Raw genomic sequence first — 22,686 nt, 5'->3', positions numbered from 1 at the left:
TAACTACCTCTGTTTCTTAATTGTTTTTAAAACTTGTTTTAAATAAAATAAAAATTCATCAATTTCTTCCTGTGTTGTCTGATGCGAAAAACTTATACGAATTGCACTTTTCGCAATCTTTTCATCAATGCCCATCATCTGTAAAGTACGAGAAACATCATTTTTATGTGAAGCACATGTACTTTTGGTTGATACATAACATTCATGCATTTCTAAAGCATGTAAAATAACTTCTGGTTTATATCCCACACATGAAAAATTTAAAATATAAGGAGATACATTTTGGGTAGGTGTATTGATGACAATATCAGGTATTTGATCAAGTTGATTTCTGACATATTGATTCAACGAAGTCACATAACGATAATTTTGATCTAAATTTTCTAAAGCTAACCTTAATGTTTTCGCAAACATTGTATGCGTTGCAGTGTTAGATGTGCCACCACGTAATTGTTGTTCCTGTTGACCGCCATTGATTAAAGGAACAAGTGAAGTCGAAGCTTTTTTATATAAGACACCACTTCCTTTTAATCCATAAATCTTATGAGCTGAAAAACTTGCAAGATCAACATAGCTCAAATCAATAGGCAATTTTCCCAAAGCTTGAACCATATCAACATGTAATTTGACTTTTGGATTCTTCTTTTGAATAATTTGATAAACTTTTTGAATAGGAAAAATCATTCCTACTTCATTATTGACATACATCAGTGTCACTAAAATCGTATCATCTCTTATTTTTTCTTCCAATTCTTTTAAATTAAATTCACCATTTTGATTCACTGATATAAAATCAACTTCAAACCCAAAAACATCTCGTAACTGTATGCATGACTGATAAACACTGGAATGTTCCACAGCCGTCGTGATAATATGTTTTCCACGATTTTGATATTGAAAAGCACATCCTTTAATCGCCGTACTATTTGATTCACTGGCACCACTTGTAAAAATAATTTCTTCAGGTAGAACTTTCAACATTTGAGCAGTCAATTCTCTTGATTTTTCCATCAAGGCACTGGTTTTTAATCCTAAAGAATATAATGAATCTGCATTCGCAAAATAATCATTTAAAAGTGATTGATACATATGATTCACTTCTTGATTTAAAGGTGTTGTTGATACATAATCTAAATAAATCATATCTTTCCTCCATAGTTCATTATATGTATATATACCATTTTTATTAAGAAAAAGCCACTAAAAAAGTCCAAATTAGGACTTTTCACTTGTTTTTTAATTAAATTTTCATAAGAACCAGGCTTAATCTTTTCAATAATATCCACCGCTGTCGATAAAGCCTTTGTATATTCACCATTTCTAAACAAAACTTCTGCTTTTGTGAGTTCAGTATTCACTTCCAAAAAGCTAGAACGATAACGATTTCCAAAAACAATCGCTTCTTCTACCATTTCAGCAGTCACAATCAAATTATGTACATTATCATATAATTTATAAATGATATCTCTAGCACTATCTACACGTTTAGAAAGCTCTGATAATTCAACAGGACGATGCATACGATAAGCTTGAATTTGAGCAGCTTTATCATAAGAATCCTGAATATAATCTTTATAAGATTCATTAATCATCGGTAAATGTTTATTCTTGATTTCTGATTTAATTTCTAATAAAACAATATTAATATTTTCTAATTCATCAATAGCGCGTTGTTCCTGTAAATATAAATGATCTCTAAAAGCAAAGAAAGAATTCAAATCATCTTGATGGGACAAAGCTTCATTTTTCACTTTTTCCACTTTGTCAATCATTTGTAAATAAGAGAAATTCCCAACATTCATTTCTTCTTCTAATTCATAAGAAGTTCTTAAAATTTGATCAAAATCTTTATATTTTTCTTGAATATCCACATAATCTTCATTAATTAAATATAAATTTTCAATACGATTTTGATCAATAAGAGCTTGCTTATATTGATCATAAATATGTGTAATTTTTGTATAAGCATCTTCCCATTTTGTTTTAAATTCTTCATAAGATTGCTTTTCTACTTCTAAATCTTTCATGAGAACATCAATATCATCAACCAGTTTCTGCAAGACTTCTCCAACATTTTCTAATTGTAATTGTTGAATATGCTGTGTCGTTGTTTCTAAAGTTGATTGAATTGCCTGATAACGATCAGAAACATTTAATTGATCTAATGAAAATTCACCATTTGACATATCTTTAATCAACATATCAAGATGATGTATTTTCTTAGGAATATATTGTCTGACAATCGCAATATAATCCGGTAATTCCTGTAAACGTTCTGTTAACCAGTCAACTTTTTTATCAATGTCCTGCGTTAAAGTTTTCGCATCTTCAAATCTTTGATTATTCATCATATCTTCTAATTTAACAAAGGAATCATCTAAATTGTTGAAAATATTTTTTATTCCTTTGACAAAATCTTCTACTTTAAAGCGAATAGTTTCATAACGATCTATGAGTTGACGATACTTTTCTTTGACACGAATAATTTCAATTCTTTGAATATTTTCAATTTCCGTAATTTTTTCAATCTTTTCCAATAAAGCCTGTGAATCATCTTCATAAATCTTTAACATATTTTCTAATTCCTTCATTTTTGAAGAAATCTTTCTTAGTTTACCATAAAAAAGTTGTTCATCAACTTCATTAACTAAAACACCTAACTCATTTTTCTGGTAATCAGAGATACGTTCAAACTCTTGAGCATATTCCTCATACTTTTCCAACACTTCAGGCATATTCTTAGAAATACTATGCACTCTTCCTAAACGATACTGTAAAGGTAAAGATTTAATCCCATTCATACGATTTTCTACATCTACAATCAATTTTCTATATTTCCTTAATCTCATTCCCCTGCAAAATAGCATAAGAACAATAAATACAACCAGACCCATACCTATAAAAATGAGATTACGTATACCAATTTGTTCTATATATCTCATGACATTATCCATAACTTAAAATTCCTCTCTTTTCCTAGGTTATATTTTATCATAAATAGAAAGCTATTTCATCATCTTTTTCCAAAATACTACATGATGGCAACTAAAAATTCAATTTCTATACAATGTTGTTATAAAGCAAGAAAAATAATGTTTGAATATATTATAAAATGAATTTTATACTCATTATTATAATTGCTATTTTAATAGTTTATATAGAGGAATCAGTTTCAATAGAATACAAAATGAAATGACAATAATCATGAATATCATTATCAAACAAAAGGCAGACATCAAAAGCATATAACCCCATGTATGAAATGACAATAAATCAAGCAAAAACAATACAAGAAAACTCATAATACAACTGAAAATGAAAGAAAAGAGAAAATTAATACCTTCTTTATAGACAAGCATTTTTATCAATTGTGAATAGCTTATACCTAACGATGAAAATAATGCTATATTTCGTTGTTCCCGCATTAATCTATATATTTTATAAATAACAAACGCAATGAATACAACAATAGCTATCATCAAAATATAATTTGAATCAAAAAGTTTTGCAGAATTAATATGAAACATCAAATTATTTTCATTAAGGATTTCATAATCTTCAGGAAGTCTTTTTTGAATATCTTGAATATCTGAAAGATTTTGTATATGAACATAAATAGATTGCACATTTTCCTGAGATAAATCCACATCAGTTGCATAAAGATATTCCATAAAATTTTCATAAGGAAGATATATACTTAAAGATAAATCAAAGTGTGGATTCAAAACTTTATTTGGTTGAATTTCAATATTTTGGTGTTGTTGATTTGTCAATATCAAAGAATCAAAATTATTTAAAAGGGTATGATAAAGTTCATAACTCAAATAAATATCTTCTACTTGCTTATTGTAAAAAGAAGCCGTGAAAAATTCTTCTTTTATTGTAGGAAGAGTTTCTTTTTCATGAGGATAATATGCTTTTAAAGATACATTTGTAGAACCAATGGATACATTATAAATATATCCATTATAAACTTCATAATCTATAAGATTTCTTTCAATAAGTGCCTGTTCATAAGGGGTTATCATTTGATATTCATTTTTTATGATAGTCACTTCATGATGTAAAATATCCAGTAAAGGAGCACCCATAATGGATTGATAATTTTTTGAATATGTTAATATAAGAGAAAGCAATGTGCAAATTATACTCGTTGTTAAAAAAATCATTATAAATTTTGATTTATATCTAAAATAAGTTAAATAAAGATATTTTTTAAAATCTTAAAAGGTACTCTAAAAGACGAGTGAGTATGTTTTATATGATTATCTTCTGCTTTTTTTAAAAGATTTAATTTCAAAAAATCAATTTGATAAATATTATCAAAAATATTAATAATACGTTGATCATGTGTTGCTACCAAAATCATTTTTTCTTTTGATAAGCTAAATCTTTAAGAAGCTCTATAATAATTGCTGTATTTGTAGCATCCAAATAAGAAGTTGGTTCATCAAAAATAAACAAATCTGCTTCTCTAATCAGTCCACATAAAATGGCTAATCGCTGTTTTTCTCCTCCAGAAAGTGTTTCAATAGATGTTGAAAGATCGAAGTCCAAATGAACCATATCTAATAATTTGTAAATGTCTTCCTCAGTTAATGATTTATGAGCAAGCATTGCAAAAAACTCAATATTCTCTCTTAGACTCATTTTTTGAAAGAAACAAACTTCCTGATATATGAATGATATATTTTGACATCTAACCATAGCACGTTGATTATCATCATATTCATGAAGATGCATATCATCAAAAACATAATCAAATGAACAGTCCTTTTTTAAAAGCCCTATTTCTTGTAATAACGCTGTTTTCCCTGTACCACTTTCACCTATAATTCCTGTAATTTGTCCATATGGAATTTCCATATTTCCTGATTCTATTAGTACTTTTGAAGGAAATGAAAGTTGTATATTTTTGATATGAATCATTTAACTCACATCCTTTATATTCTTTCTTATCATTAGTGAAGATAACATATAGACAAAACCTATCACAGATAAAGCGATAATAATTGCAATAGCAATATATAAAGACAATGAAATAGACATATACATTAATGATAAAAAGTAAAAACCATAAATACCAATCCATCCAATGGCCAATATCAACCATCCAATAGACATATAAAGAAAATCTCTACTTAAATATTTTTTGATAGTTTTTTGATGAATTCCTTCTCTTTTTAATAAAGAAATCTCTTTTTTCTGATTTGACAATATGCATAAATTAACATAAATAAAGCTAAGCATAAAATCAAAGAGATAACCAAAGTTAGAGATTGATTTGTTTGATTATGTTTTTGAAAAAACTGAACGTATTCATGATTAGATAATGCTAAATTGGATGCATAATAAAGATTATCCATATTTTCAATTTCCATTTTAATATCTTCCTCTTTACCTGCTTCACAAATAATTTGATATTGTCTTGTTGGATACTCTTTTCCATCATTATACATTGCCTCAAACATATCTATAGGAATATAAATACATCCTTCTTCTTGATGTCTTGTATCTAATACATTTGTAGCATCAAGAATTTTATGAACATCAATAGGAACAGTAATCTGTTTTTTGTTTATTATGGGATTCATTTGTAACATTTTTTCTTCAGTCATTGATCTTTCATAATCTTCTATCATCAGAACATTCAAACCAATAGAGAGCTGATCCATAGAACTTAATGAATCAACTTGTGTTTCCATCATATTGTATAAAATATTATTAATATAGATTCCTTCCATATTATCCCCATTGTTTAAAATATGTTCCTCAGGATAATAAACTGATAAATAAATATAACGTTGATATGTCTGGGATGTTGTAGCAATAGGCTCAATTAATTTAACAAATTGATTATTTTGATAAAGACTAAAGGGAACCATTTGATCAGCCTTTCGTACGTCTATGCATGGTAAGATATTTTTTACTCCTGGAATATTTTGAATTTTTGTCAATTCGTCTTTTGAAATGTAATCTATTTCTTCTGAAAAAGGATGATAATCAAAAATATTTGAATTTTCAAGAATATACCTAGGTTCTAATTTTTTGACTAAAAACAAATTAGTATCTTCTAAAACTTCACTCATTTGCGTTGTTGTATTTAATAATATGAAGGTCGCTATATTTTGAGAAATAAATCCTATTGAAGCACCACCAATACATATACAGATGATAAATAAAAGTTTAAGTTTCAATGATTTATATTTAACATAATTGATAAATTGTGGTATCTTCATTTTTTATGGATCGGTTTCTCTACAATATTTTGTGATTTCTTCTCAATCAATTTATAATCTTGAATTTCATAAATAAATTGAGCCGCCTCAAGAACATCTTCATCATGCGTTGTCACAATAACAGTCATACCTTGATGAGATAATTTTTGAAGAATATCTAACAAAATGGTTTTATGATGATAATCAAGGGATGCCGTTGGTTCATCTATAAGCAAAATATTTTTCTTAATCATAAGTGCTACAGATATAAAAAATCTTTTTCTTTCTCCGGTAGATAATAGTTTTGGTGATTTATGATACACTATATTTTTTAATTGTACCTGTTCAAGACATTTTATCATTTCTTCTTTAGAAAAAGTCACACCATGAATTTGACATTCAAATTCAAAATAATCTTTTATACTCATATTTTCAAAGAAATGACCTTCTTGATCTATATAACTCACTTCGTTAAAAATGAAACTATCTTTATTTGATTCATCAATAATTTGATCATCATAAATAAACAAACCACTTGCATCTTTAATTTCACCAAGAATAAATTTAAGAAATGTTGTCTTACCTGAGCCACTGACTCCTGTGAGTGAAACGAAAGAAGAATGAGGAATTTCAACAGAAACATCTTCATAAATCTTTTTGTGATTATTATAAACAATATTTAATTTATCAATCTTTAACACATCCATTCACCTCTCTTATGAAAACAGTAGTGATGAAAAATCACTACTGCTTTTCTTCTATAAATAAATATAATCAGAAGCACTATAAGTTGTACTACTAAGGTCAAAAATATTTGTATAATAAACTGTAACTTTAATAGATGAACCATTAATAATGCTTCCTACTGCCGGACTTGTAGAAAAACTTTTGTATGTTACTCCAGGCCATGACAAATTAAAATGACTCGTTGCCTTTGCCGAATCAAGAGTAAAACGTCCAGTTGTCATATTGTGAGAAATTGTAGCAGTGACAGTAAAATATCCCCAACTAGGATCATGACAAGCAACATTCACACTTTTAGTATATCTTTCAACAGCTCTTGGTTCAATAGTCTTTACATCACCAGCAACAACAGGATTAATGTAAAAACTCAACAACAAAGAACATACAGTAAAAATGGACACACCCAATTTAAACAATTTATTTCTAATCATAATAATCACTTCCTTTTATTAAAATTTTAATATTCAAAATAAATTCAAATCTTATAATTTTTTTGAAGCACATAATATACTTGTTTCTTTAAATTTTAATGAATATAACTCATTTAAGAAATAGATAAATTGGATGCAATGTTTATTTAGAAATTTTAGTAACCTTCCAACTGCCGAATATACATTATATAAATTCAAAACATATTATAACTAGTTTAATATTTATTTTGCTAAAATCCAGTCTCTTAAATATATAGTTAATTATTTTTTAATATGTCATTTACATAAATACCGATAAAGTCTTTATTTCTGCTATACATAATCGAATTTTCAGCTGTTAGACAGTTTTGTTCAAAAAGAGCATTTATATTAAATATTAAATCTACAATCTAAATCTTTTCTATTATAAATCTCACCTCCATAAATTAAAAATCCTTTTATCTATAGCTCAAAGTATCAAGATTAAAAAAGTTATTAAAATTATTTTTATTATTATTTGTTTGATATAGCATAAAATCAAATATTAGCTATGCCTTGCTAATAATTAAAACACGTTGATTTATCTATTTAAATTATATCACTTTATCGTTTAAATTAAAAGTATTTAATATATTTAAGAGTAATAATGATGAGTAATGTATGAGTACCATATCCAATTTATCAAAAATATTTGAATTAAACATTTGTTGATAAAAACAGATTTTTATAAATATGACTCCAATCAATTATTTGATTCAAAAAATAATAAAATTATTCAAATTAATTAAAACAGCTATGTCAAATATCGTGATTAAAAATCAATCATTTTATTTAATATAGCCATTGTAGTATTCTATATGCGATAAATTTACAGATAATATGAAGTGACCTCCTACTTGCCAAAACGTGGATTACGATTCATAATAAGATTTGTGGAAAAAAATTATGAAATTCGATGCCACAACGGTAATAGGAGATCACTATGAAAAGTATAATCTATATTGGGATGGCTGTCCATAAAAATACATACAGTTTATGTGCAATTTTCAATTCAACAGGAGAAATATTAGGTCAAGCAAAATGTGAAGCTAACATTAAAAATGTATTGAGATTCATTGAATCTGTCAAGGAAAAATCAGGAATCGGGGAAGATACTAAAATCCTAGCAGGATATGAAGCTAGATGCTTGGGATTTTCCTTATATCATGATCTTAACTTTCATGATATTCCATGTGTCAGCCTTGCACCTTCAACCATGCATGGATCAGTCAAGAACAAAAAGATCAAAAATGACAAAATGGATGCCTTTAATATTGCGACAAATTTAATGCACAATTCCTATAAGGCAGTTCATGTTGTTAAACCGAAAACCCTACAAAATCAATTTAGATGAAAAACCGCAGATTAATATAATTGGATAGTTATATTATACAAACAAGAAGTTATTGTTAAATAATGTTATTTATATTGACGATTGCAAATAAAACAAAAAAAGCATTGAACATAAGTCCAACACTTTTGATGTGAATCTCTTATCCTAAACGGTTGTAGTATTCTACGATTAATGATTCATTGATTTCTTGATTTAATTCTGATCTTTCAGGTAATCTTAAATATTTACCTTCCATTTTATCAGCATCAACTTCAACAAATCCTGGTACATGAGTTTGAGATGCTAAAGCATTTTTGATGATTTCTAATGAACGAGAACGTTCTTTTACAGAAATAACATCTCCAACTTTTACTTGACATGAAGCAATATCAGTTTTCACTCCATTTAATAAGATATGACCATGGTTTACTAATTGTCTTGCTTGTCTTCTTGTTGTTGCAAAACCTAATCTATAAACCATATTGTCTAATCTTGATTCTAATAAACAGAAGAAATTGTAACCTGTAACTCCTTCCATTTTTCCTGCTCTTTTAAAAGTATTATGGAATTGTTTTTCATTCACTCCATACATATGTCTTACTTTTTGTTTTTCAGCTAATTGTAATCCATATTCTGTTAATTTTTTTCTTTTTTGACCATGTTGACCAGGTGCATATGGTCTTCTTGATAATTCTTTACCAGTTTCTAATGTAGAAAAACCTAAACGTCTAGATTTTTTCCATTGTGGTCCAGTATAACGTGACATTTTCTTTCCTCCTATTGTTTTATTTGGCATAAAACAATAACATGCATAGATCAGTTAGGGTGTGTTTGCATTAAGTATTTCTCTTTGCAGCAAGATACTCTACATCCCATTGTCACAAACGCATGGGCTAACCCTCTATGTGCTGCTATCATTTATTGCACTAGTACATTATAGCAATTTCTTTGATATTGTCAAACATTTTTTACTTTGATTTCCACAAATTTTTTACTTTGATTTCCACAAATAATCCATAAATATAGGAATTTGCTGTTGCCATGACTGTTCACTATGACGACCATTGACCTGTAAATAAGGATAAGTCATGATATGTTTTTGATTCAATAAATGGGATATTTCAAGATTATGCATTGATGCATAGGCTAAACCACGTTTGTTTCTACTTTCTTCACTACCCCAACTTAAATAAACACGTGTATCGACATTTAAATCATGTTGATTCATTTCATTAGTTAAAGCATCCATACATATACCAATTGAACTAGATAAACAAGCTGCTTTAGAAAAATACTGATTATAAGCAATGATTGTATATAAGGACATTAAACCACCCATTGAACTCCCACCAATCATCGTACATTCACGAAATGGAATGGTACGATAATGGTTATCTATATAAGGTTTGACAACCTCTACCACAAAATCCATAAAAAGCTGTCCATAACCATGAATCGTTCCTAAAAAGCTATTTTCTACATCATAAGGGCAATATTCCTCTAAACGCTGATTTCCCTCATGTGGACATTCAATGCCAACAACGATAAATGGTTTATCATATTGGTCTAAAAATTCTTCCATATGCCATGAATAACCATAAGTGGCATTCTCATCATGAAATAAATTATGTCCATCATACATATATATAACAGGATAACGTTCCTGACTTTCATGATAAAATGGTGGTAAATATACATGAATTGTACGTAAACTGTTCATCGCCTCAAACTGTATATGCAATTTTTCTATCATATTGATTCACTATCCTCATAATTACGTCTTAAAAATTCAAAATCTTCTAAAAACATTTCATTAGCAACGTCTACATCAAAATCATCAAATATAAAATCATCTTCATCTAATCCAAAATCATGAATCTTTTCAATAAATTCATCATAATCCTTATAATACATTTCTAATAAAGCATGTTCATCTTCCCAAATACCATAGCCTTGACCAGAAAGAATTTGACCATCCCCTATCTCATTTAAATCTGATTCTGTTTGAATATGAATGACTTGAATATCAAAGAAATAATCATCACCAAAATCATACCATAAAGACAATTGACTTCCTTTTTTCAACTGCAAATCATTCAAGAAAACATTGGCTGCATAATCATCAATCATTTCCTCATCACATTGTTCACAGCCAAATCTTCCTTGTTGGCATTCAATAGAAAACAAATGACTTCCATCAGCCTGAAAAATCGCCAAAATAGCATAAGCCATATCAGCTAGTGTCATATAATATGGTAAAACAATTTGACGATGAACATGCTGTTCTAAACCTCTTAAAGAAACTTGTAATTGAATTGATTTTTTCATATCTGGAATATTTTCAATCATATAATCTATGTTATCTATCAATAACGCTTCAAATAATTCATCATGGAATTGAAGTTGATTCAAGCAAAATGTCATTGAAAGCATAATTCCTTTCTTCAAAATTTCAGGATGATTTGTACCAACAACATTTTCTAATTCCTGTATTTTCTGTTTTAAGTCTTGTGACCCTTCTTTCATGATATCATCATAAATATCATCCACACATTGAAAAACACGTTCCATCAACATATTTCTACACCTCCTGCTTACATTTTACAGTAATTCTAAAATAATGATAGAATTTTGTATAATTTTATCTCATTTTTTTATTTATTCGTCAATTTCTTAAATCATGATTTGTTGATATCTGTCAAAATTTATCACAATTCATCAAATTTTCAATCAATATTTCTATAAAAGAAGAAAATCTATTCATGCCTATACTTTTGAAAAGCATTATCAATTTGTTATCAATGCATAAATGAGGATAACATCAATTTTAAATCTGTTAAACATCAATAATTTTCATATTTTTAGTGAATAAGAATTCTTATTGACTACCAAGAAAGATTCAAAAAAATGTAAATGTCATTGAGCAATAAACAATACTTTTGTATATATGAACGTGATAGAAAACTTCTAAATGATTGAAAATCATTCACCAAAGTTTAATAAACTCTTTCTGTTTTGTATTTTACATAAGCATATAAATTGTAAAAGTGTAATTCATATGTTAAACTCTGTATGTAATCAAAAAAGAATACTATAATAAAATAGAGGAGGCGTAAAGATATGTCAAAAGTTTTACATGTTAATAGTCAAGAATTTCAAGATGTTGTTGCACAAAATGATTTAGTCCTTGTTGATTTCTTTGCTAACTGGTGTGGTCCATGCAAAATGTTAGCTCCAAGTATTGATAAATTAGCAAGTGAACACCCAGAAGCAAAAGTTGTGAAGGTAGATGTTGATCAAGAAGCATCACTTGCAATGCAATTTGGTGTTCAATCTATTCCAACACTTATTGTTTTCAAAAACGGACAAGCTGTTAATCGTCAACTTGGTTTTGTGCCTTATGACACTTTAGAAAGTATGTTAAAATAAAGAAAATCTCCTAGATTGAATCATCTGGGAGATATTTTTTTATTCTTTTTTGATTTGTATCTGATAACACCATATCCATTTCAGCAAAATACTGTGCCAAAACATCAGCATCTTTTAATATTTCGCTATATAAATCATGGAGTTTGTCTTTTTCACTATGATGTCCAATAGCTTGTTGGATAATTTGTTTTTCTTCCTGAGAAAAATCATCTAAAATATTTTCAATCCATTCTTTACAACGAACGCCATGTTGAAAAGAAGAATGTTGTGTAAATTGAATATAATCATGAAATAATCCCATGATCCCAGCCAATTCAACATTAAGATGTTTTTCTAAAGCTAGTTTTTGACATAACGTACTGACTTGAATACTATGCAACAAGGCTCTTTGTTTATACATACCATGACATTTTTCATCTATTTGCATAAAGAAATAATCTTTTAAATTTTCATAACGATTCATCTTCTTAACCCCTTTGGATATAAATTCTTAGCCAAACCTTGACTCTCTTTATAAAAAGACAAAGGATAATCTTCTACAAAAATAACACCATATCCTTTTTGATGACCTCCTGGAATGGCTTCACCATGTAAATACTTTTTGACTTCACTATCTTTTTCATGATAACGATAATATTGTTTCACATCAGGTATTGTAAGTGTTAAAGCTAATGCTAAACTTGGCTCAAAGCGATTCTTTTTACATTCTCCTAAATATAATCCATTTCTTAACACACGAATACCTTGAAGTTCAGGAAACTGAGGTAGCAGGGCATATATATGATTTTGATTATCATATAAATAATGAGGTGTTGGAATATTCAAATATTGTTTATAAAAATCATCTACAAGTTTTTGATTCTGTTTTGAAATACGGGATTTCATAGGTTTATATTTTCTTTTTTCAGGTTGACCATTTTTTTGAATACAAGCAATAAAATGCCCTTCCCCATGATAACGATGTGGATATAAGCGAATTACACCATCTAAACCGATTCCATTTGCCATCCCGTGACTTCTTGGTAGTGGCTTTAAATGACAATCATAATGGCTTAAAAGATAATGAATCTGATTTTCATTTTCAACAGTATTATATGTACATGTTGAATAAATTAATGTTCCACCAGGTTTTAATAACCCCATTGCATAATCAAGTAGTTGTCTTTGGATATAAGCACACTCTTGTACTTTTTGTGGCGACCATGTTTCAATTGCTTGATCATCTTTACGAAACATCCCTTCCCCACTACATGGTGCATCTAAAATAATTTTATCAAAAAATTCAGGTAATATTTTCGTGAATTGAACAGGATCACTATTTGTCACAATGGTATTTTTTAACCCAAATCTTTCAATATTTTCAGATAAAATTTTCGCACGTAAAGTATTGATATCATTAGTAATCATTAAGCCTTGATTAGATAAACGACTGGCTATAGCACAACTTTTTCCTCCAGGTGCCCCGCACATATCTAAAACATAATCATCTGCTTGCACATCCAAGAAATCAGCGACTAACATTGCACTTGGTTCTTGAATATAGTAAAGTCCACAAGAAAAGAACGGAGATTTCCCTAATGGATATTTTTCATAATCAAAATAATAGCCTCCATCTACAACAGGATGGGGTTGAATATATTGTTGATTGAAATAATTCAAACCATTTTTCTTCAATGGATTAAGATAAAAGGCTTTGACAGGTGGAAGCTGTAAAGCTTTCATAAAATCCTGATATTCATCTTTTAAAATTGTTTGCATTTCTTTTTCAAATATTTCATTCATTTTTTTCACCATTTTTATTATACAAGTGAAAAATGTTTGTGTAAACCAGAAATCATATGTTAAAATAGAAAATGGTGAGATTATGAAAAGATGTCAATGGGCTTATAATGAACGATTAAGAGAATATCATGATCATGTCTGGGGTAAACCTGAACATGATGAAAGACAATTATATAAAATGCTAATACTTGAAGGATTACAGGCAGGACTGAGTTGGGATATTATTTTAAAAAAGAACCCCTTTATGAACAGGCATTAGACCATTTTGATTATCATCTGATTGCTTTATATGATCAAAATAAATACAATGAACTTATGCATACAGAAGGATTGATTAAAAATCATTTAAAGATGCAAGCCATTATTACAAATGCCAAAGCTTTTCTTGATATTCAAAAACAATATGGGAGTTTTGATTATTTTATATGGTCTTATGTCCATCATAAACCTGTTTTACATCACTATCAATCATCTCAAGATATTCCCGCTTTTGATGAATTATCTACCCAAATATCTAAAGATTTAAAGAAGCATGGTTTCCGTTTTGTAGGACCAACAATTATATATAGTTATTTACAAGCTATCGGTATTTACAATGATCATGAAATAAATTGCGATTTTTATGATCATGAAATAAATTGCGATTTTTATTGATTTTTAAAAAATATATAATATAATAAATAAGCAATTTGATTTGCCTGAGTGGCGAAACTGGTATACGCACAGCACTCAAAATGCTGCGACCTCTGTCATGTCGGTTCGAGTCCGACCTCAGGCACCATTTGAAAGTCAATGAAATAGTGAGCATGGTACATCATGTTCACTATTTTTTTATAAAAAATCTGTTTATATCATAAAAAAACTAACATTTGCTATTTGTGGGGTGTTCATTTAAATATAAAATCGTTAATATAAGAGTGAAAGGAATGATAAATATGAATAGCAAAAAAATTGGTGCGTTTATTGCTTTGAATCGTAAGAAAAAGGGATTAACGCAAGAACAGCTAGGAGCTAAATTAGGTGTCAGCAATAAAACCATCTCACGTTGGGAGAATGGAAATTACATGCCCGACCTTTCCATGTTAGAACCATTAAGCAAGGAATTAGATATTACACTTAATGAACTGCTCGCTGGAGAGTTTGTTGAGCAAGAAAAAGTTATTGAATATTCTGAAAAAAACATTATCAATACGCTAGATTATAGTACCAAAAAGATTCAAAATGAACATAAAAAAATTTCTATTTTTATGATAGCGATAGGACTTTATTTATGCTTTTTAGCACTTAGAATCAGTCAACCGGAAAGTAACTGGGGTGCTGTTTATTCTATTATTGGTCTGGTATTCGTTATCATTGGTATCTTTAGAGAATTAAAAATATCATCTTTAAAAAGAAGATTACTTATTTGTATTTGTTTATTTTTCGCTACATTATCAACTTTTTTATCATAGATTTTATGGGTGTATCAACATCAAAAAGACCACCTATTTATAGATGTTTTACAGAAACAACATTTATGGACAACGCAAAAATCATCGTCTATAAAAATCCATTTTATCATGTCTATCAAATCAATGCAGATACACCTAATGAATATTTTGTGATTGATACAAAAAAACAATATACCATTGATACCGTTCCTATTAGTCCATTTAATAGAGAAAAAAGTGGTATAGACAATATCATCAATTATCAAAATCATTATATTGGAAACAACAGTAATGCAGGAGCATTGATTGATCATTTACCACTTTCTGAACATGGATATGTCTTTGAAATTGATTCTCAAAATTATGGAATTATCATCAGCTATCATTTTACAGATTGGTATGACAATCAAAATCTTTACATTGAAAAATCACTTGTCTATAATGCTGTGTCGATGTTTACACTTATTGATAATCTTGAATATATTGATTTCCAATTTAGTGGCAGTCATTATAAAATAACAAGACAAGTCATAGAAGAAAATTATCCTGATTATGAAATAATCAAAACCAATGATATTGTGAATCAAGATAATTTTTATCATTATGTTGAACAAAAAATGTATGATAACGACTTTATTGTAGAAATGTTTTCTTTGTTTGAGAAAAATAAGACATAAAGAAAAACGACTTATTTTGAAAATTTAAAAATATGAGTGATTTTAGATATTAAATCCCTAAAATCACTCTTTTTTAATTTTGTAAGAAATATAAAAGGTTGTATAACAAAGTCAGTTTGAAAAACCAACTTTGTCAACAACCTGAAAGATCTTTTGACCTTAATCCATTTCAATAGCACCAGTATATAACTGATAGTATTTTCCTTTTTGTTGCATTAATGTTTCATGATTTCCTCTTTCAATAATATGACCATGTTCAAGAACCATAATACAATCACTGTTTTTAATTGTAGATAATCTATGTGCAATAACAAGTGTTGTTCTACCTTCCATTAATCCATCCATACCTTTTTGTACAAGTGTTTCAGTTCTTGTATCAATAGATGAAGTTGCTTCATCCAAGATTAATGCTGGAGGATTGGCAACAGCAGCACGCGCAATCGCAATTAACTGACGTTGACCTTGAGAAAGATTTGCTCCATCCCCTGTCAACATTGTTTCATAACCATTTGGTAAGTGTTTAATGAAAGCATCAGCATTCGCTAATTTAGCAGCTTCAATGCATTCTTCATCCGTTGCATCCAAACGTCCATAACGAATGTTATCCATAACTGTCCCTGTAAATAGATGTGTATCTTGTAAAACAACACCTAAAGAACGACGCAAATCATCTTTCTTAATTAATTTAATATCTATACCATCATAAGTAATTGTTCCACTTTGAATATCATAGAAACGATTAATAAGGTTTGTAATTGTTGTTTTACCAGCTCCGGTTGCTCCAACAAAGGCAATCTTTTCACCAGGATTTGCAAATACACTGATATCATGTAAAACCATATGATCATCAAAATAACCGAAATCCACATTTTCTAATTTTAAATCACCCTTCATTTCCACAAGTTCAATTTCTCCATTTGGTCGAGGATGACGCCATGCCCAATGTCCAGTACGTTTATCTGTTTCTACCATTTGACCATCAACAAATTCCACACGACATAAAGTGACAAAACCTTCATCAACCTCACTTTCCTGATCTAATAAATCAAAGATACGTTTCGCTCCGGCTTGTGCCATCGCAATAGAGTTAATTTGCATAGAAACTTGTCCAATCGGTTGGTTAAAACTTTTATTTAAAGTCATAAATGCTACAAGTGTTCCAATCGTCAATGATGAATCAAAACCACTAAGGGCTAAAATTGCACCAATAACAGCGCAAAGAATATAAGACATATTTCCTGTCTGAATCGTGACAGGCATTAACACATTGGCAAATTTATTAGCCTGATATGAGCTTTCTCTTAATTCTTCATTAATTTTTCTAAAGCCTTCTATAGCTTTTTCTTCATGGTTAAAGACTTTAACTACTTTTTGTCCTGAAATCATTTCTTCAATATAACCATTGACTTTTCCTAATGTTTCCTGTTGTCTAACAAAGTATTTGGCTGAGCGACTACCAATTGAACGAGAAATGAAAAGAATCACACAAACCATCACAACACTAAGAGCTGTTAATGTCACATTTAGTGTTAACATTGAAATAAAGACTGTCACAATTGTAATAGCACTTGATGTTAATTGCGGAATAGACTGACTAATCAATTGTCTTAATGTATCAATATCATTTGTATAGACTGACATAATATCACCATGTGTCGTTCTATCAAAATAACGAATTGGTAATGATTCCATATGTTCAAACATATCTACACGTAAATCACGTAAGAACCCTTGTGTCACAGTTACCATGATACGGTTATAAGTATAAGCAAAGATAATTCCAGCAACAAAGAAACAAGCCATAACACTAAGAGCTGAAAATAATCCAGAGAAATCAGGTGATGGTTGTCCAATTAATGGCATGATATAATCATCAATCAATCTTTGCATAAACATTGTTCCTTGCACAGTACAGATAGATTGTCCAATAATACATACCAAAACAATCACAATGGCCACACCATAACGCTTAAATATTTCTTTTAAAAGACGAAACATGATACTTTGTTTTTTCATTATGCTTCCTCCTTCCCTTTTGTTTGTGTTTCATAGATTGTACGATAAATTTCGCTTGTTTTTAATAAGTTTTCATGTGAATCAAAATCATCAATGATACCATCATTTAAAACAATAATACGATCAGCATTTTGTACACTTGAAACACGTTGCGAAATAATAATCTTCGTTGTATCAGGGATACGTTCATCAAATGATTTTTGAATACTTGCATCCGTTGCAGTATCAACAGCACTTGTTGAGTCATCTAAGATTAAGATCTTTGGTTTCTTTAACAAGGCTCTTGCAATACATAAACGTTGCTTTTGGCCACCAGATACATTCGTACCACCTTGTTCAATATAAGTATTATATTTATCAGGGAAATCTTGAATAAAGTCATCAGCACATGCCAAACGACAAGCTTCCTGACATTCTTCTAAAGTCGCATTTTCATTACCCCATTTTAAATTCTGTAAGATTGTTCCACTGAATAAAACATTGTTTTGTAAAACCACTGCAACTTCATTTCTTAAAACTTCCAAATCGTAATTTCTAACATCTTCTCCACCAACAATAACACTTCCTCGATCAACGTCATAAAGACGACTAATCAAGCTAACAAGCGTACTTTTAGCACTTCCAGTTCCACCTATAATACCAATTGTTTCACCAGAGTGAATATGAATATCAATATCTCTTAAAACGGGTTCACCTGTTCCATGTTTATATGAAAAAGTCACATGATCAAATGTAACAGAACCACTTTTGACTGTTTTTAAAGCATTTTCAGGAGAAACTAAATCTGATTTTTCATTCAATACTTCAGCAATACGTCTTGCTGATGCAAATGACATTGTAATCATAACAAAAGCCATAGACAACATCATTAAAGCCATCAAAATATTCATAATATAACTAAATAGTGTTGTTAATTCTCCAGTTGTAAGTGTTCCACCAACAACTGTTTTTGCTCCAAGCCATGATAAAAGTAAAATACATCCATAAACCGCACTCATCATAGCAGGGTTATTTAAAGCCAGAATAGATTCTGCTTTTACAAATAAACGATAAATATTTTGCGCTGCTTTTTTAAATTTTTCATCTTCATATTTTTCTCTGACAAAAGATTTGACAACACGAATAGCGACAACATTTTCTTGAACACTTTCGTTTAAATCATCATATTTAGGGAAAACTTGATTAAAATAACGTGTTGCTGTAATCATAATAAAACCTAAAACAATAATCAAGAATCCCATAGCTCCTACAAAGATTAAACTTAATTCATGGTTAATCATAAAAGCCATTGTTAAAGCACAGATTAAGTTCATTGGTGCACGAATACACATACGAATGATCATTTGATAAGCCATTTGAACGTTTGTAATATCCGTTGTTAAACGTGTCACAAGCCCCGCTGTACTGTACTTATCAATATTAGAGAATGAAAAAGATTGAATATTCGTATACATTCCATCTCTTATATTAGCTGCAAACCCTGTTGAAGCTTTCGCAGCATATTTTCCAGCTAAGAAACCTGTTGATAATGTTCCTATTGCAATCACAAACATGATCAAACCGTATTTATACACAGCATTGATATTTCCGCTTCAATTCCTAAATCAATAATTCTTGCCATCATTAAAGGAATCAAAATTTCTAAAATAACTTCCACAATAGCAAAAAAGATTGTTAAAAAAGAATCCTTTTTATATTGTTTAATTTGTTTCATCAATGTTTTAATAACCATTTAACCACTCCTTTTCTAAACATTTTGTAACCAAGTCAATTTTTATCCTCTTGATTCACATCATCTTTGGATAAATTGTGAATCATCTTATCAGAAATACGAATAAAAGTTTCAATTTCCTCAGATGATAAACCTTCAGTCAATTTTTCATGAACCTGTTTCATTGTCTGATTAATCCATTCATGAATTTCTAAACTCTTTTGTGTCAGAACAATCTTCTTTAAACGTCCATCATAATCAACTGGAACACGTTCAATTAGTTTTCTTTTACTCATCAAAGTTAACATTTCAGAAGTTGTTGAACGATTAATAGAAAATTCTTCTTCAATATCTTTTTGAAATGTGTCTTTGCCTTCGCTATCTCTTAATTGAACAAATCCAATAATCCATGTTTGCATCATGGTCGCACGGTCATGTTGAGGACCAAAATGTTTATCCATATTTTTCTTCATCAGATTACTTAATGTTTTCAAACGATATCCCAAAGGATCTCTAAACACATGACCACCTCCTTATTGTTCGGTTACGAACAGTATTATAATACACATTTTTTTTAATGTAAAGAGATAATAAAAAGAAAATATTTTTATCAAAAAAGGAACTGACTATAAGCCAATTCCTTCTACTTATTAAATTGAAACCTTTACAGTTTGTCCATCTGGACCAGGTGTTTCATTTAAATATTGTGCAATTTTTCTCTTGTTTCCTGATTGCTGACAACGCACGCAGAGACTTTTGGAGCGTTTCCTTCAACCAAAGCACCAGCAAAACCTGCACAACCTGGATAACCACATCCACCACAATTGGCACCTGGTAACATTTCTGTCACATCACCAATGCGATTATCTTCTTCTACACGCAAGTATTGATTAGCAATACCTAAAACACATCCAAGTACAGCACCAATGACAAGCAATGCGAATATAGCACTAATTTGCATCTTTTACTTCCTCCTTATGATGAGCATTATGATGAGAACATGCAATATTATTGCAGCCTGTACATTCACTCATATCTTCACATCCCTCAGGTTTAGGGGTATGCTTATTTAATAAATAAGTTCCAATAAAGATGGCTATTAAAATAACTAGCCATATAATTGCCCAAATCGACATTAAACAAGACCTGCGATTCCGGCAATAGCACATGCCATAATACCAGCTGTAATTAAAGCAATTGGTGTTCCCTTAAAGCTTTCTGGTACATTGGCAATATCCAATCTTTCACGAATTGTCGCAAATACATAAATAACAATTGTAAATCCAATTGGCACAGCAAGACCAGCTACCATTGCTTCAATGAGTGTATATCCGGCACTGATATTATCTAATGCAACTCCAAGTACAGCACAGTTTGTTGTAATTAATGGTAAATAAACACCCATAGATTTATAGATTTCTGGACTTGTTTTCTTTAAGAACATTTCAACAAATTGTACCAAAGACGCAATGACTAAAATAAATGTAATTAAATCTAAATAAGTAATTTTTAATGGTACTAATACATGATAATAGATAAGATATGTGATAATAGATGCTAAGAAAATAACAAATGTCACAGCATATCCCATATTCAAAGCATTCTTAGGTTTTTTAGAAACACCTAACAATGGACAAATAGCATAAAACTTACTTAATACAACGTTATTAACAAACGTTAATCCAATAAATAAACTCACTAATTCCATAAACTATTTGACCTCACTTTCTTTGCTTTTCTTACTTTTAAGAATTGAATAAAGGCTAGAATTGTACCCAAAGTGATGAAAGCTCCAGCTGGTTGTGTAAACAAGCTAACTGCATAATCACCAAAGAAATTGAATTGGAAAATAATTTGACTTGCATCAAATGGGTTGTATAATGATAAACCACCTGTACCAATCAATTCTCTAAAGAATGAAATAATGACAACTGCAAATGTATATCCAATTCCCATTCCTAAAGCATCTAAAATTGAATCAACTACACCATTTTTAGAAGCGAAACTTTCAGCTCTTCCTAAAATAATACAGTTAACAACAATCAATGGAATGAAAACACCTAAAGATTCATACAATGCAGGTGTATAAGCATTCATAATCATTTGCACACATTTAACAAGTGTTGCAATAATAACAATAAATACTGGAATTCTAATTTCATTAGGAATGATTTTTCTTAATAAAGAAATAATAAAGTTACTCATCAACAAAACACAAATAACAGCCATTCCCATACCAATCGCATTTGTTAATGAAGTTGTAATTGCTAGGGATGAACATAGACCTAACAATAAAACAAAGATTGGATTTTCAGCAAATAATCCTTTTTTAAATACATCAAATTTCTTCATCTATGTTCCCTCCTTATTTATAGTTTTCATTATAATGTTGTGTAGCTTGATCAATTCCTTCAATAACAGCTTTTGAAGAATAAGTTGCTCCAGAAATTGTATCAACAGAATCACCAATATTCTTTCCTACAACACTATTAATAAATGATTCACCAGTAATTTGATCACCGATACCTTTTGTTTCAGATGTACAATCGATAATCTGTAATCCTTTATATGTTCCATCTTTATCTAAAGCAATTAAAGCTTTCACTGCACCACCATATCCTTGTGCAGATGTTTCATAAATATAACCAACGGCACTACCACCTTTATCAGCTTCATATACAGAAACCAAAGCAGGATAATCACTCAATGAAACCTCTAAAGCCTTAAATTCTTCTCCACCAGAATAAATTTTGACTAAGTTTTCCTTAACACTGGCAATTTTCTGTTCTTGAATAATTGGATCAGTCATGCCATTTACAAATGATAAAGCTCCACCAGCTAGGCCAGCAACAATTGCAAGGAAAACAGTTAATTGTAAAATTTTCTTCATCTTATTC

24 protein-coding genes, 1 tRNA gene and 2 pseudogenes are annotated in these 22,686 nt (G+C 29.5%); 6 read left to right on the top strand and 21 right to left on the bottom strand.

All coding sequences use genetic code 11. The features are described 5' to 3' along the window. Nucleotides 1-3: 3 nt before the first annotated feature. From NMU03_RS12850 to NMU03_RS12815, 8 genes are all read right to left on the bottom strand, one after another. On the bottom strand, nucleotides 4-1,143 hold the full coding sequence (locus tag NMU03_RS12850; RefSeq protein ID WP_290138853.1) for a cysteine desulfurase family protein: 1,140 nt from the start codon (nucleotides 1,141-1,143) through the stop codon (nucleotides 4-6). Beyond that, nucleotides 1,140-2,954, bottom strand: coding sequence for a septation ring formation regulator EzrA (locus tag NMU03_RS12845; protein WP_290138851.1), 1,815 nt, complete (start codon nucleotides 2,952-2,954; stop codon nucleotides 1,140-1,142). The genes NMU03_RS12850 and NMU03_RS12845 overlap by 4 nt, the downstream gene beginning before the upstream one ends. A 186-nt stretch (nucleotides 2,955-3,140) precedes the next feature. Then, nucleotides 3,141-4,136: an ABC transporter permease family protein gene (locus NMU03_RS12840; protein WP_290138849.1), complete on the bottom strand. Its 996-nt coding sequence runs from the start codon at nucleotides 4,134-4,136 to the stop codon at nucleotides 3,141-3,143. A 229-nt stretch (nucleotides 4,137-4,365) separates the two neighbouring features. Beyond that, complete coding sequence (locus tag NMU03_RS12835) at nucleotides 4,366-4,929, bottom strand: ATP-binding cassette domain-containing protein (RefSeq protein WP_290138848.1); 564 nt, start codon at nucleotides 4,927-4,929, stop codon at nucleotides 4,366-4,368. Beyond that, the gene (locus tag NMU03_RS12830; protein WP_290138846.1) at nucleotides 4,930-5,124 is read right to left on the bottom strand and encodes a hypothetical protein; all 195 of its coding nucleotides are present in this window, start codon (nucleotides 5,122-5,124) and stop codon (nucleotides 4,930-4,932) included. Nucleotides 5,125-5,183: 59 nt separating this feature from the next. Beyond that, nucleotides 5,184-6,239, bottom strand: coding sequence for a hypothetical protein (locus NMU03_RS12825; protein ID WP_290138845.1), 1,056 nt, complete (start codon nucleotides 6,237-6,239; stop codon nucleotides 5,184-5,186). Next, on the bottom strand, nucleotides 6,236-6,919 hold the full coding sequence (locus NMU03_RS12820; protein WP_290138843.1) for an ATP-binding cassette domain-containing protein: 684 nt from the start codon (nucleotides 6,917-6,919) through the stop codon (nucleotides 6,236-6,238). The genes NMU03_RS12825 and NMU03_RS12820 overlap by 4 nt, the downstream gene beginning before the upstream one ends. Nucleotides 6,920-6,976: 57 nt before the next feature. Next, entirely contained in the window at nucleotides 6,977-7,393 is a 417-nt protein-coding gene (locus NMU03_RS12815; RefSeq protein ID WP_290138842.1) for a hypothetical protein, read from the bottom strand. A 961-nt stretch (nucleotides 7,394-8,354) separates the two neighbouring features. Between NMU03_RS12815 and NMU03_RS12810 the strand changes: the two genes are divergently transcribed. Further along, the gene (locus NMU03_RS12810; protein WP_290138840.1) at nucleotides 8,355-8,765 is read left to right on the top strand and encodes an IS110 family transposase; all 411 of its coding nucleotides are present in this window, start codon (nucleotides 8,355-8,357) and stop codon (nucleotides 8,763-8,765) included. Nucleotides 8,766-8,904: 139 nt separating this feature from the next. Here NMU03_RS12810 and rpsD read toward each other — a convergent pair whose 3' ends face one another. The 3 genes from rpsD to NMU03_RS12795 form a co-directional block, all read right to left on the bottom strand. Beyond that, entirely contained in the window at nucleotides 8,905-9,510 is a 606-nt protein-coding gene (gene rpsD / locus NMU03_RS12805) for a 30S ribosomal protein S4 (RefSeq protein WP_290138839.1), read from the bottom strand. Nucleotides 9,511-9,735: 225 nt separating this feature from the next. Continuing rightward, a complete protein-coding gene (locus NMU03_RS12800) occupies nucleotides 9,736-10,497 on the bottom strand; it encodes an alpha/beta hydrolase (protein ID WP_290138837.1) in 762 nt (253 codons plus the stop codon). Beyond that, on the bottom strand, nucleotides 10,494-11,321 hold the full coding sequence (locus NMU03_RS12795; RefSeq protein WP_290138835.1) for an IS1096 element passenger TnpR family protein: 828 nt from the start codon (nucleotides 11,319-11,321) through the stop codon (nucleotides 10,494-10,496). Before NMU03_RS12795 ends, NMU03_RS12800 begins: the two co-directional genes overlap by 4 nt. Before the next feature lie 543 nt (nucleotides 11,322-11,864). Between NMU03_RS12795 and trxA the strand changes: the two genes are divergently transcribed. Continuing rightward, complete coding sequence (gene trxA, locus NMU03_RS12790) at nucleotides 11,865-12,173, top strand: thioredoxin (protein ID WP_290138834.1); 309 nt, start codon at nucleotides 11,865-11,867, stop codon at nucleotides 12,171-12,173. A 10-nt stretch (nucleotides 12,174-12,183) separates the two neighbouring features. Here the strand turns inward: trxA and NMU03_RS12785 are convergent, their stop codons facing one another. Both NMU03_RS12785 and NMU03_RS12780 read right to left on the bottom strand, forming a co-directional pair. Continuing rightward, on the bottom strand, nucleotides 12,184-12,636 hold the full coding sequence (locus NMU03_RS12785) for an HD domain-containing protein (protein ID WP_290138832.1): 453 nt from the start codon (nucleotides 12,634-12,636) through the stop codon (nucleotides 12,184-12,186). Next, on the bottom strand, nucleotides 12,633-13,955 hold the full coding sequence (locus NMU03_RS12780) for an RsmF rRNA methyltransferase first C-terminal domain-containing protein (RefSeq protein ID WP_290138830.1): 1,323 nt from the start codon (nucleotides 13,953-13,955) through the stop codon (nucleotides 12,633-12,635). Before NMU03_RS12780 ends, NMU03_RS12785 begins: the two co-directional genes overlap by 4 nt. 82 nt (nucleotides 13,956-14,037) lie before the next feature. Between NMU03_RS12780 and NMU03_RS12770 the strand changes: the two are divergent. From NMU03_RS12770 to NMU03_RS12755, 4 genes and pseudogenes are all read left to right on the top strand, one after another. Then, nucleotides 14,038-14,609, top strand: a pseudogene (locus NMU03_RS12770) (DNA-3-methyladenine glycosylase I). A gap of 42 nt (nucleotides 14,610-14,651) precedes the next feature. Further along, nucleotides 14,652-14,736, top strand: a tRNA-Leu gene (locus tag NMU03_RS12765). Nucleotides 14,737-14,890: 154 nt separating this feature from the next. Continuing rightward, nucleotides 14,891-15,406 carry a helix-turn-helix domain-containing protein gene (locus NMU03_RS12760; protein WP_290138824.1) on the top strand — a complete coding sequence of 172 codons (516 nt, stop codon included), beginning with the start codon at nucleotides 14,891-14,893 and terminating at the stop codon, nucleotides 15,404-15,406. Continuing rightward, nucleotides 15,361-16,062 carry a DUF4825 domain-containing protein gene (locus tag NMU03_RS12755; protein ID WP_290138823.1) on the top strand — a complete coding sequence of 234 codons (702 nt, stop codon included), beginning with the start codon at nucleotides 15,361-15,363 and terminating at the stop codon, nucleotides 16,060-16,062. Before NMU03_RS12760 ends, NMU03_RS12755 begins: the two co-directional genes overlap by 46 nt. A gap of 159 nt (nucleotides 16,063-16,221) precedes the next feature. Here the strand turns inward: NMU03_RS12755 and NMU03_RS12750 are convergent, their stop codons facing one another. From NMU03_RS12750 to NMU03_RS12715, 8 genes and pseudogenes are all read right to left on the bottom strand, one after another. After that, nucleotides 16,222-18,078 (bottom strand): ABC transporter ATP-binding protein, encoded by a 1,857-nt coding sequence (locus tag NMU03_RS12750; RefSeq protein ID WP_435372908.1) that lies wholly within the window; start codon nucleotides 18,076-18,078, stop codon nucleotides 16,222-16,224. Beyond that, nucleotides 18,078-19,810, bottom strand: a pseudogene (locus NMU03_RS12745) (ABC transporter ATP-binding protein). Before NMU03_RS12745 ends, NMU03_RS12750 begins: the two are co-directional and overlap by 1 nt. Nucleotides 19,811-19,845: 35 nt before the next feature. Further along, nucleotides 19,846-20,310 carry a MarR family winged helix-turn-helix transcriptional regulator gene (locus NMU03_RS12740; protein ID WP_290138821.1) on the bottom strand — a complete coding sequence of 155 codons (465 nt, stop codon included), beginning with the start codon at nucleotides 20,308-20,310 and terminating at the stop codon, nucleotides 19,846-19,848. 176 nt (nucleotides 20,311-20,486) lie between these two features. After that, the gene (locus tag NMU03_RS12735) at nucleotides 20,487-20,750 is read right to left on the bottom strand and encodes a (Fe-S)-binding protein (protein WP_290138820.1); all 264 of its coding nucleotides are present in this window, start codon (nucleotides 20,748-20,750) and stop codon (nucleotides 20,487-20,489) included. After that, a complete protein-coding gene (locus NMU03_RS12730; RefSeq protein WP_290138818.1) occupies nucleotides 20,740-20,925 on the bottom strand; it encodes a hypothetical protein in 186 nt (61 codons plus the stop codon). The genes NMU03_RS12735 and NMU03_RS12730 overlap by 11 nt, the downstream gene beginning before the upstream one ends. Next, a complete protein-coding gene (locus tag NMU03_RS12725; protein ID WP_290138816.1) occupies nucleotides 20,925-21,497 on the bottom strand; it encodes an electron transport complex protein RnfA in 573 nt (190 codons plus the stop codon). Before NMU03_RS12725 ends, NMU03_RS12730 begins: the two co-directional genes overlap by 1 nt. Continuing rightward, complete coding sequence (gene rsxE / locus NMU03_RS12720) at nucleotides 21,488-22,141, bottom strand: electron transport complex subunit RsxE (protein ID WP_290138815.1); 654 nt, start codon at nucleotides 22,139-22,141, stop codon at nucleotides 21,488-21,490. The genes NMU03_RS12725 and rsxE overlap by 10 nt, the downstream gene beginning before the upstream one ends. A gap of 13 nt (nucleotides 22,142-22,154) precedes the next feature. Beyond that, nucleotides 22,155-22,679, bottom strand: coding sequence for an RnfABCDGE type electron transport complex subunit G (locus NMU03_RS12715; RefSeq protein WP_290138814.1), 525 nt, complete (start codon nucleotides 22,677-22,679; stop codon nucleotides 22,155-22,157). Nucleotides 22,680-22,686: the final 7 nt, after the last annotated feature.

Source organism: Allocoprobacillus halotolerans (assembly GCF_024399475.1).
Taxonomy (GTDB): Bacteria; Bacillota_I; Bacilli_A; order Erysipelotrichales; family Coprobacillaceae; genus Allocoprobacillus; species Allocoprobacillus halotolerans.
This window is presented reverse-complemented; position numbering and strand designations above follow the sequence as displayed.

Bases quoted from the DNA above. Each gene is read 5' to 3' on its own strand.
- NMU03_RS12760 (WP_290138824.1), top strand. From the start codon at position 14,891: ATGAATAGCAAAAAAATTGGTGCGTTTATTGCTTTGAATCGTAAGAAA.
- NMU03_RS12735 (WP_290138820.1), bottom strand. From the start codon at position 20,750: ATGCAAATTAGTGCTATATTCGCATTGCTTGTCATTGGTGCTGTACTT.
- NMU03_RS12715 (WP_290138814.1), bottom strand. From the start codon at position 22,679: ATGAAGAAAATTTTACAATTAACTGTTTTCCTTGCAATTGTTGCTGGC.
- NMU03_RS12785 (WP_290138832.1), bottom strand. From the start codon at position 12,636: ATGAATCGTTATGAAAATTTAAAAGATTATTTCTTTATGCAAATAGAT.
- NMU03_RS12730 (WP_290138818.1), bottom strand. From the start codon at position 20,925: ATGTCGATTTGGGCAATTATATGGCTAGTTATTTTAATAGCCATCTTT.
- NMU03_RS12815 (WP_290138842.1), bottom strand. From the start codon at position 7,393: ATGATTAGAAATAAATTGTTTAAATTGGGTGTGTCCATTTTTACTGTA.
- NMU03_RS12810 (WP_290138840.1), top strand. From the start codon at position 8,355: ATGAAAAGTATAATCTATATTGGGATGGCTGTCCATAAAAATACATAC.
- NMU03_RS12795 (WP_290138835.1), bottom strand. From the start codon at position 11,321: ATGTTGATGGAACGTGTTTTTCAATGTGTGGATGATATTTATGATGAT.
- NMU03_RS12750 (WP_435372908.1), bottom strand. From the start codon at position 18,078: ATGAAAAAACAAAGTATCATGTTTCGTCTTTTAAAAGAAATATTTAAG.
- NMU03_RS12825 (WP_290138845.1), bottom strand. From the start codon at position 6,239: ATGAAGATACCACAATTTATCAATTATGTTAAATATAAATCATTGAAA.
- NMU03_RS12800 (WP_290138837.1), bottom strand. From the start codon at position 10,497: ATGATAGAAAAATTGCATATACAGTTTGAGGCGATGAACAGTTTACGT.
- NMU03_RS12850 (WP_290138853.1), bottom strand. From the start codon at position 1,143: ATGATTTATTTAGATTATGTATCAACAACACCTTTAAATCAAGAAGTG.
- NMU03_RS12780 (WP_290138830.1), bottom strand. From the start codon at position 13,955: ATGAATGAAATATTTGAAAAAGAAATGCAAACAATTTTAAAAGATGAA.
- NMU03_RS12830 (WP_290138846.1), bottom strand. From the start codon at position 5,124: ATGTCTATTGGATGGTTGATATTGGCCATTGGATGGATTGGTATTTAT.
- trxA (WP_290138834.1), top strand. From the start codon at position 11,865: ATGTCAAAAGTTTTACATGTTAATAGTCAAGAATTTCAAGATGTTGTT.
- rsxE (WP_290138815.1), bottom strand. From the start codon at position 22,141: ATGAAGAAATTTGATGTATTTAAAAAAGGATTATTTGCTGAAAATCCA.
- NMU03_RS12725 (WP_290138816.1), bottom strand. From the start codon at position 21,497: ATGGAATTAGTGAGTTTATTTATTGGATTAACGTTTGTTAATAACGTT.
- NMU03_RS12845 (WP_290138851.1), bottom strand. From the start codon at position 2,954: ATGGATAATGTCATGAGATATATAGAACAAATTGGTATACGTAATCTC.
- rpsD (WP_290138839.1), bottom strand. From the start codon at position 9,510: ATGTCACGTTATACTGGACCACAATGGAAAAAATCTAGACGTTTAGGT.
- NMU03_RS12835 (WP_290138848.1), bottom strand. From the start codon at position 4,929: ATGATTCATATCAAAAATATACAACTTTCATTTCCTTCAAAAGTACTA.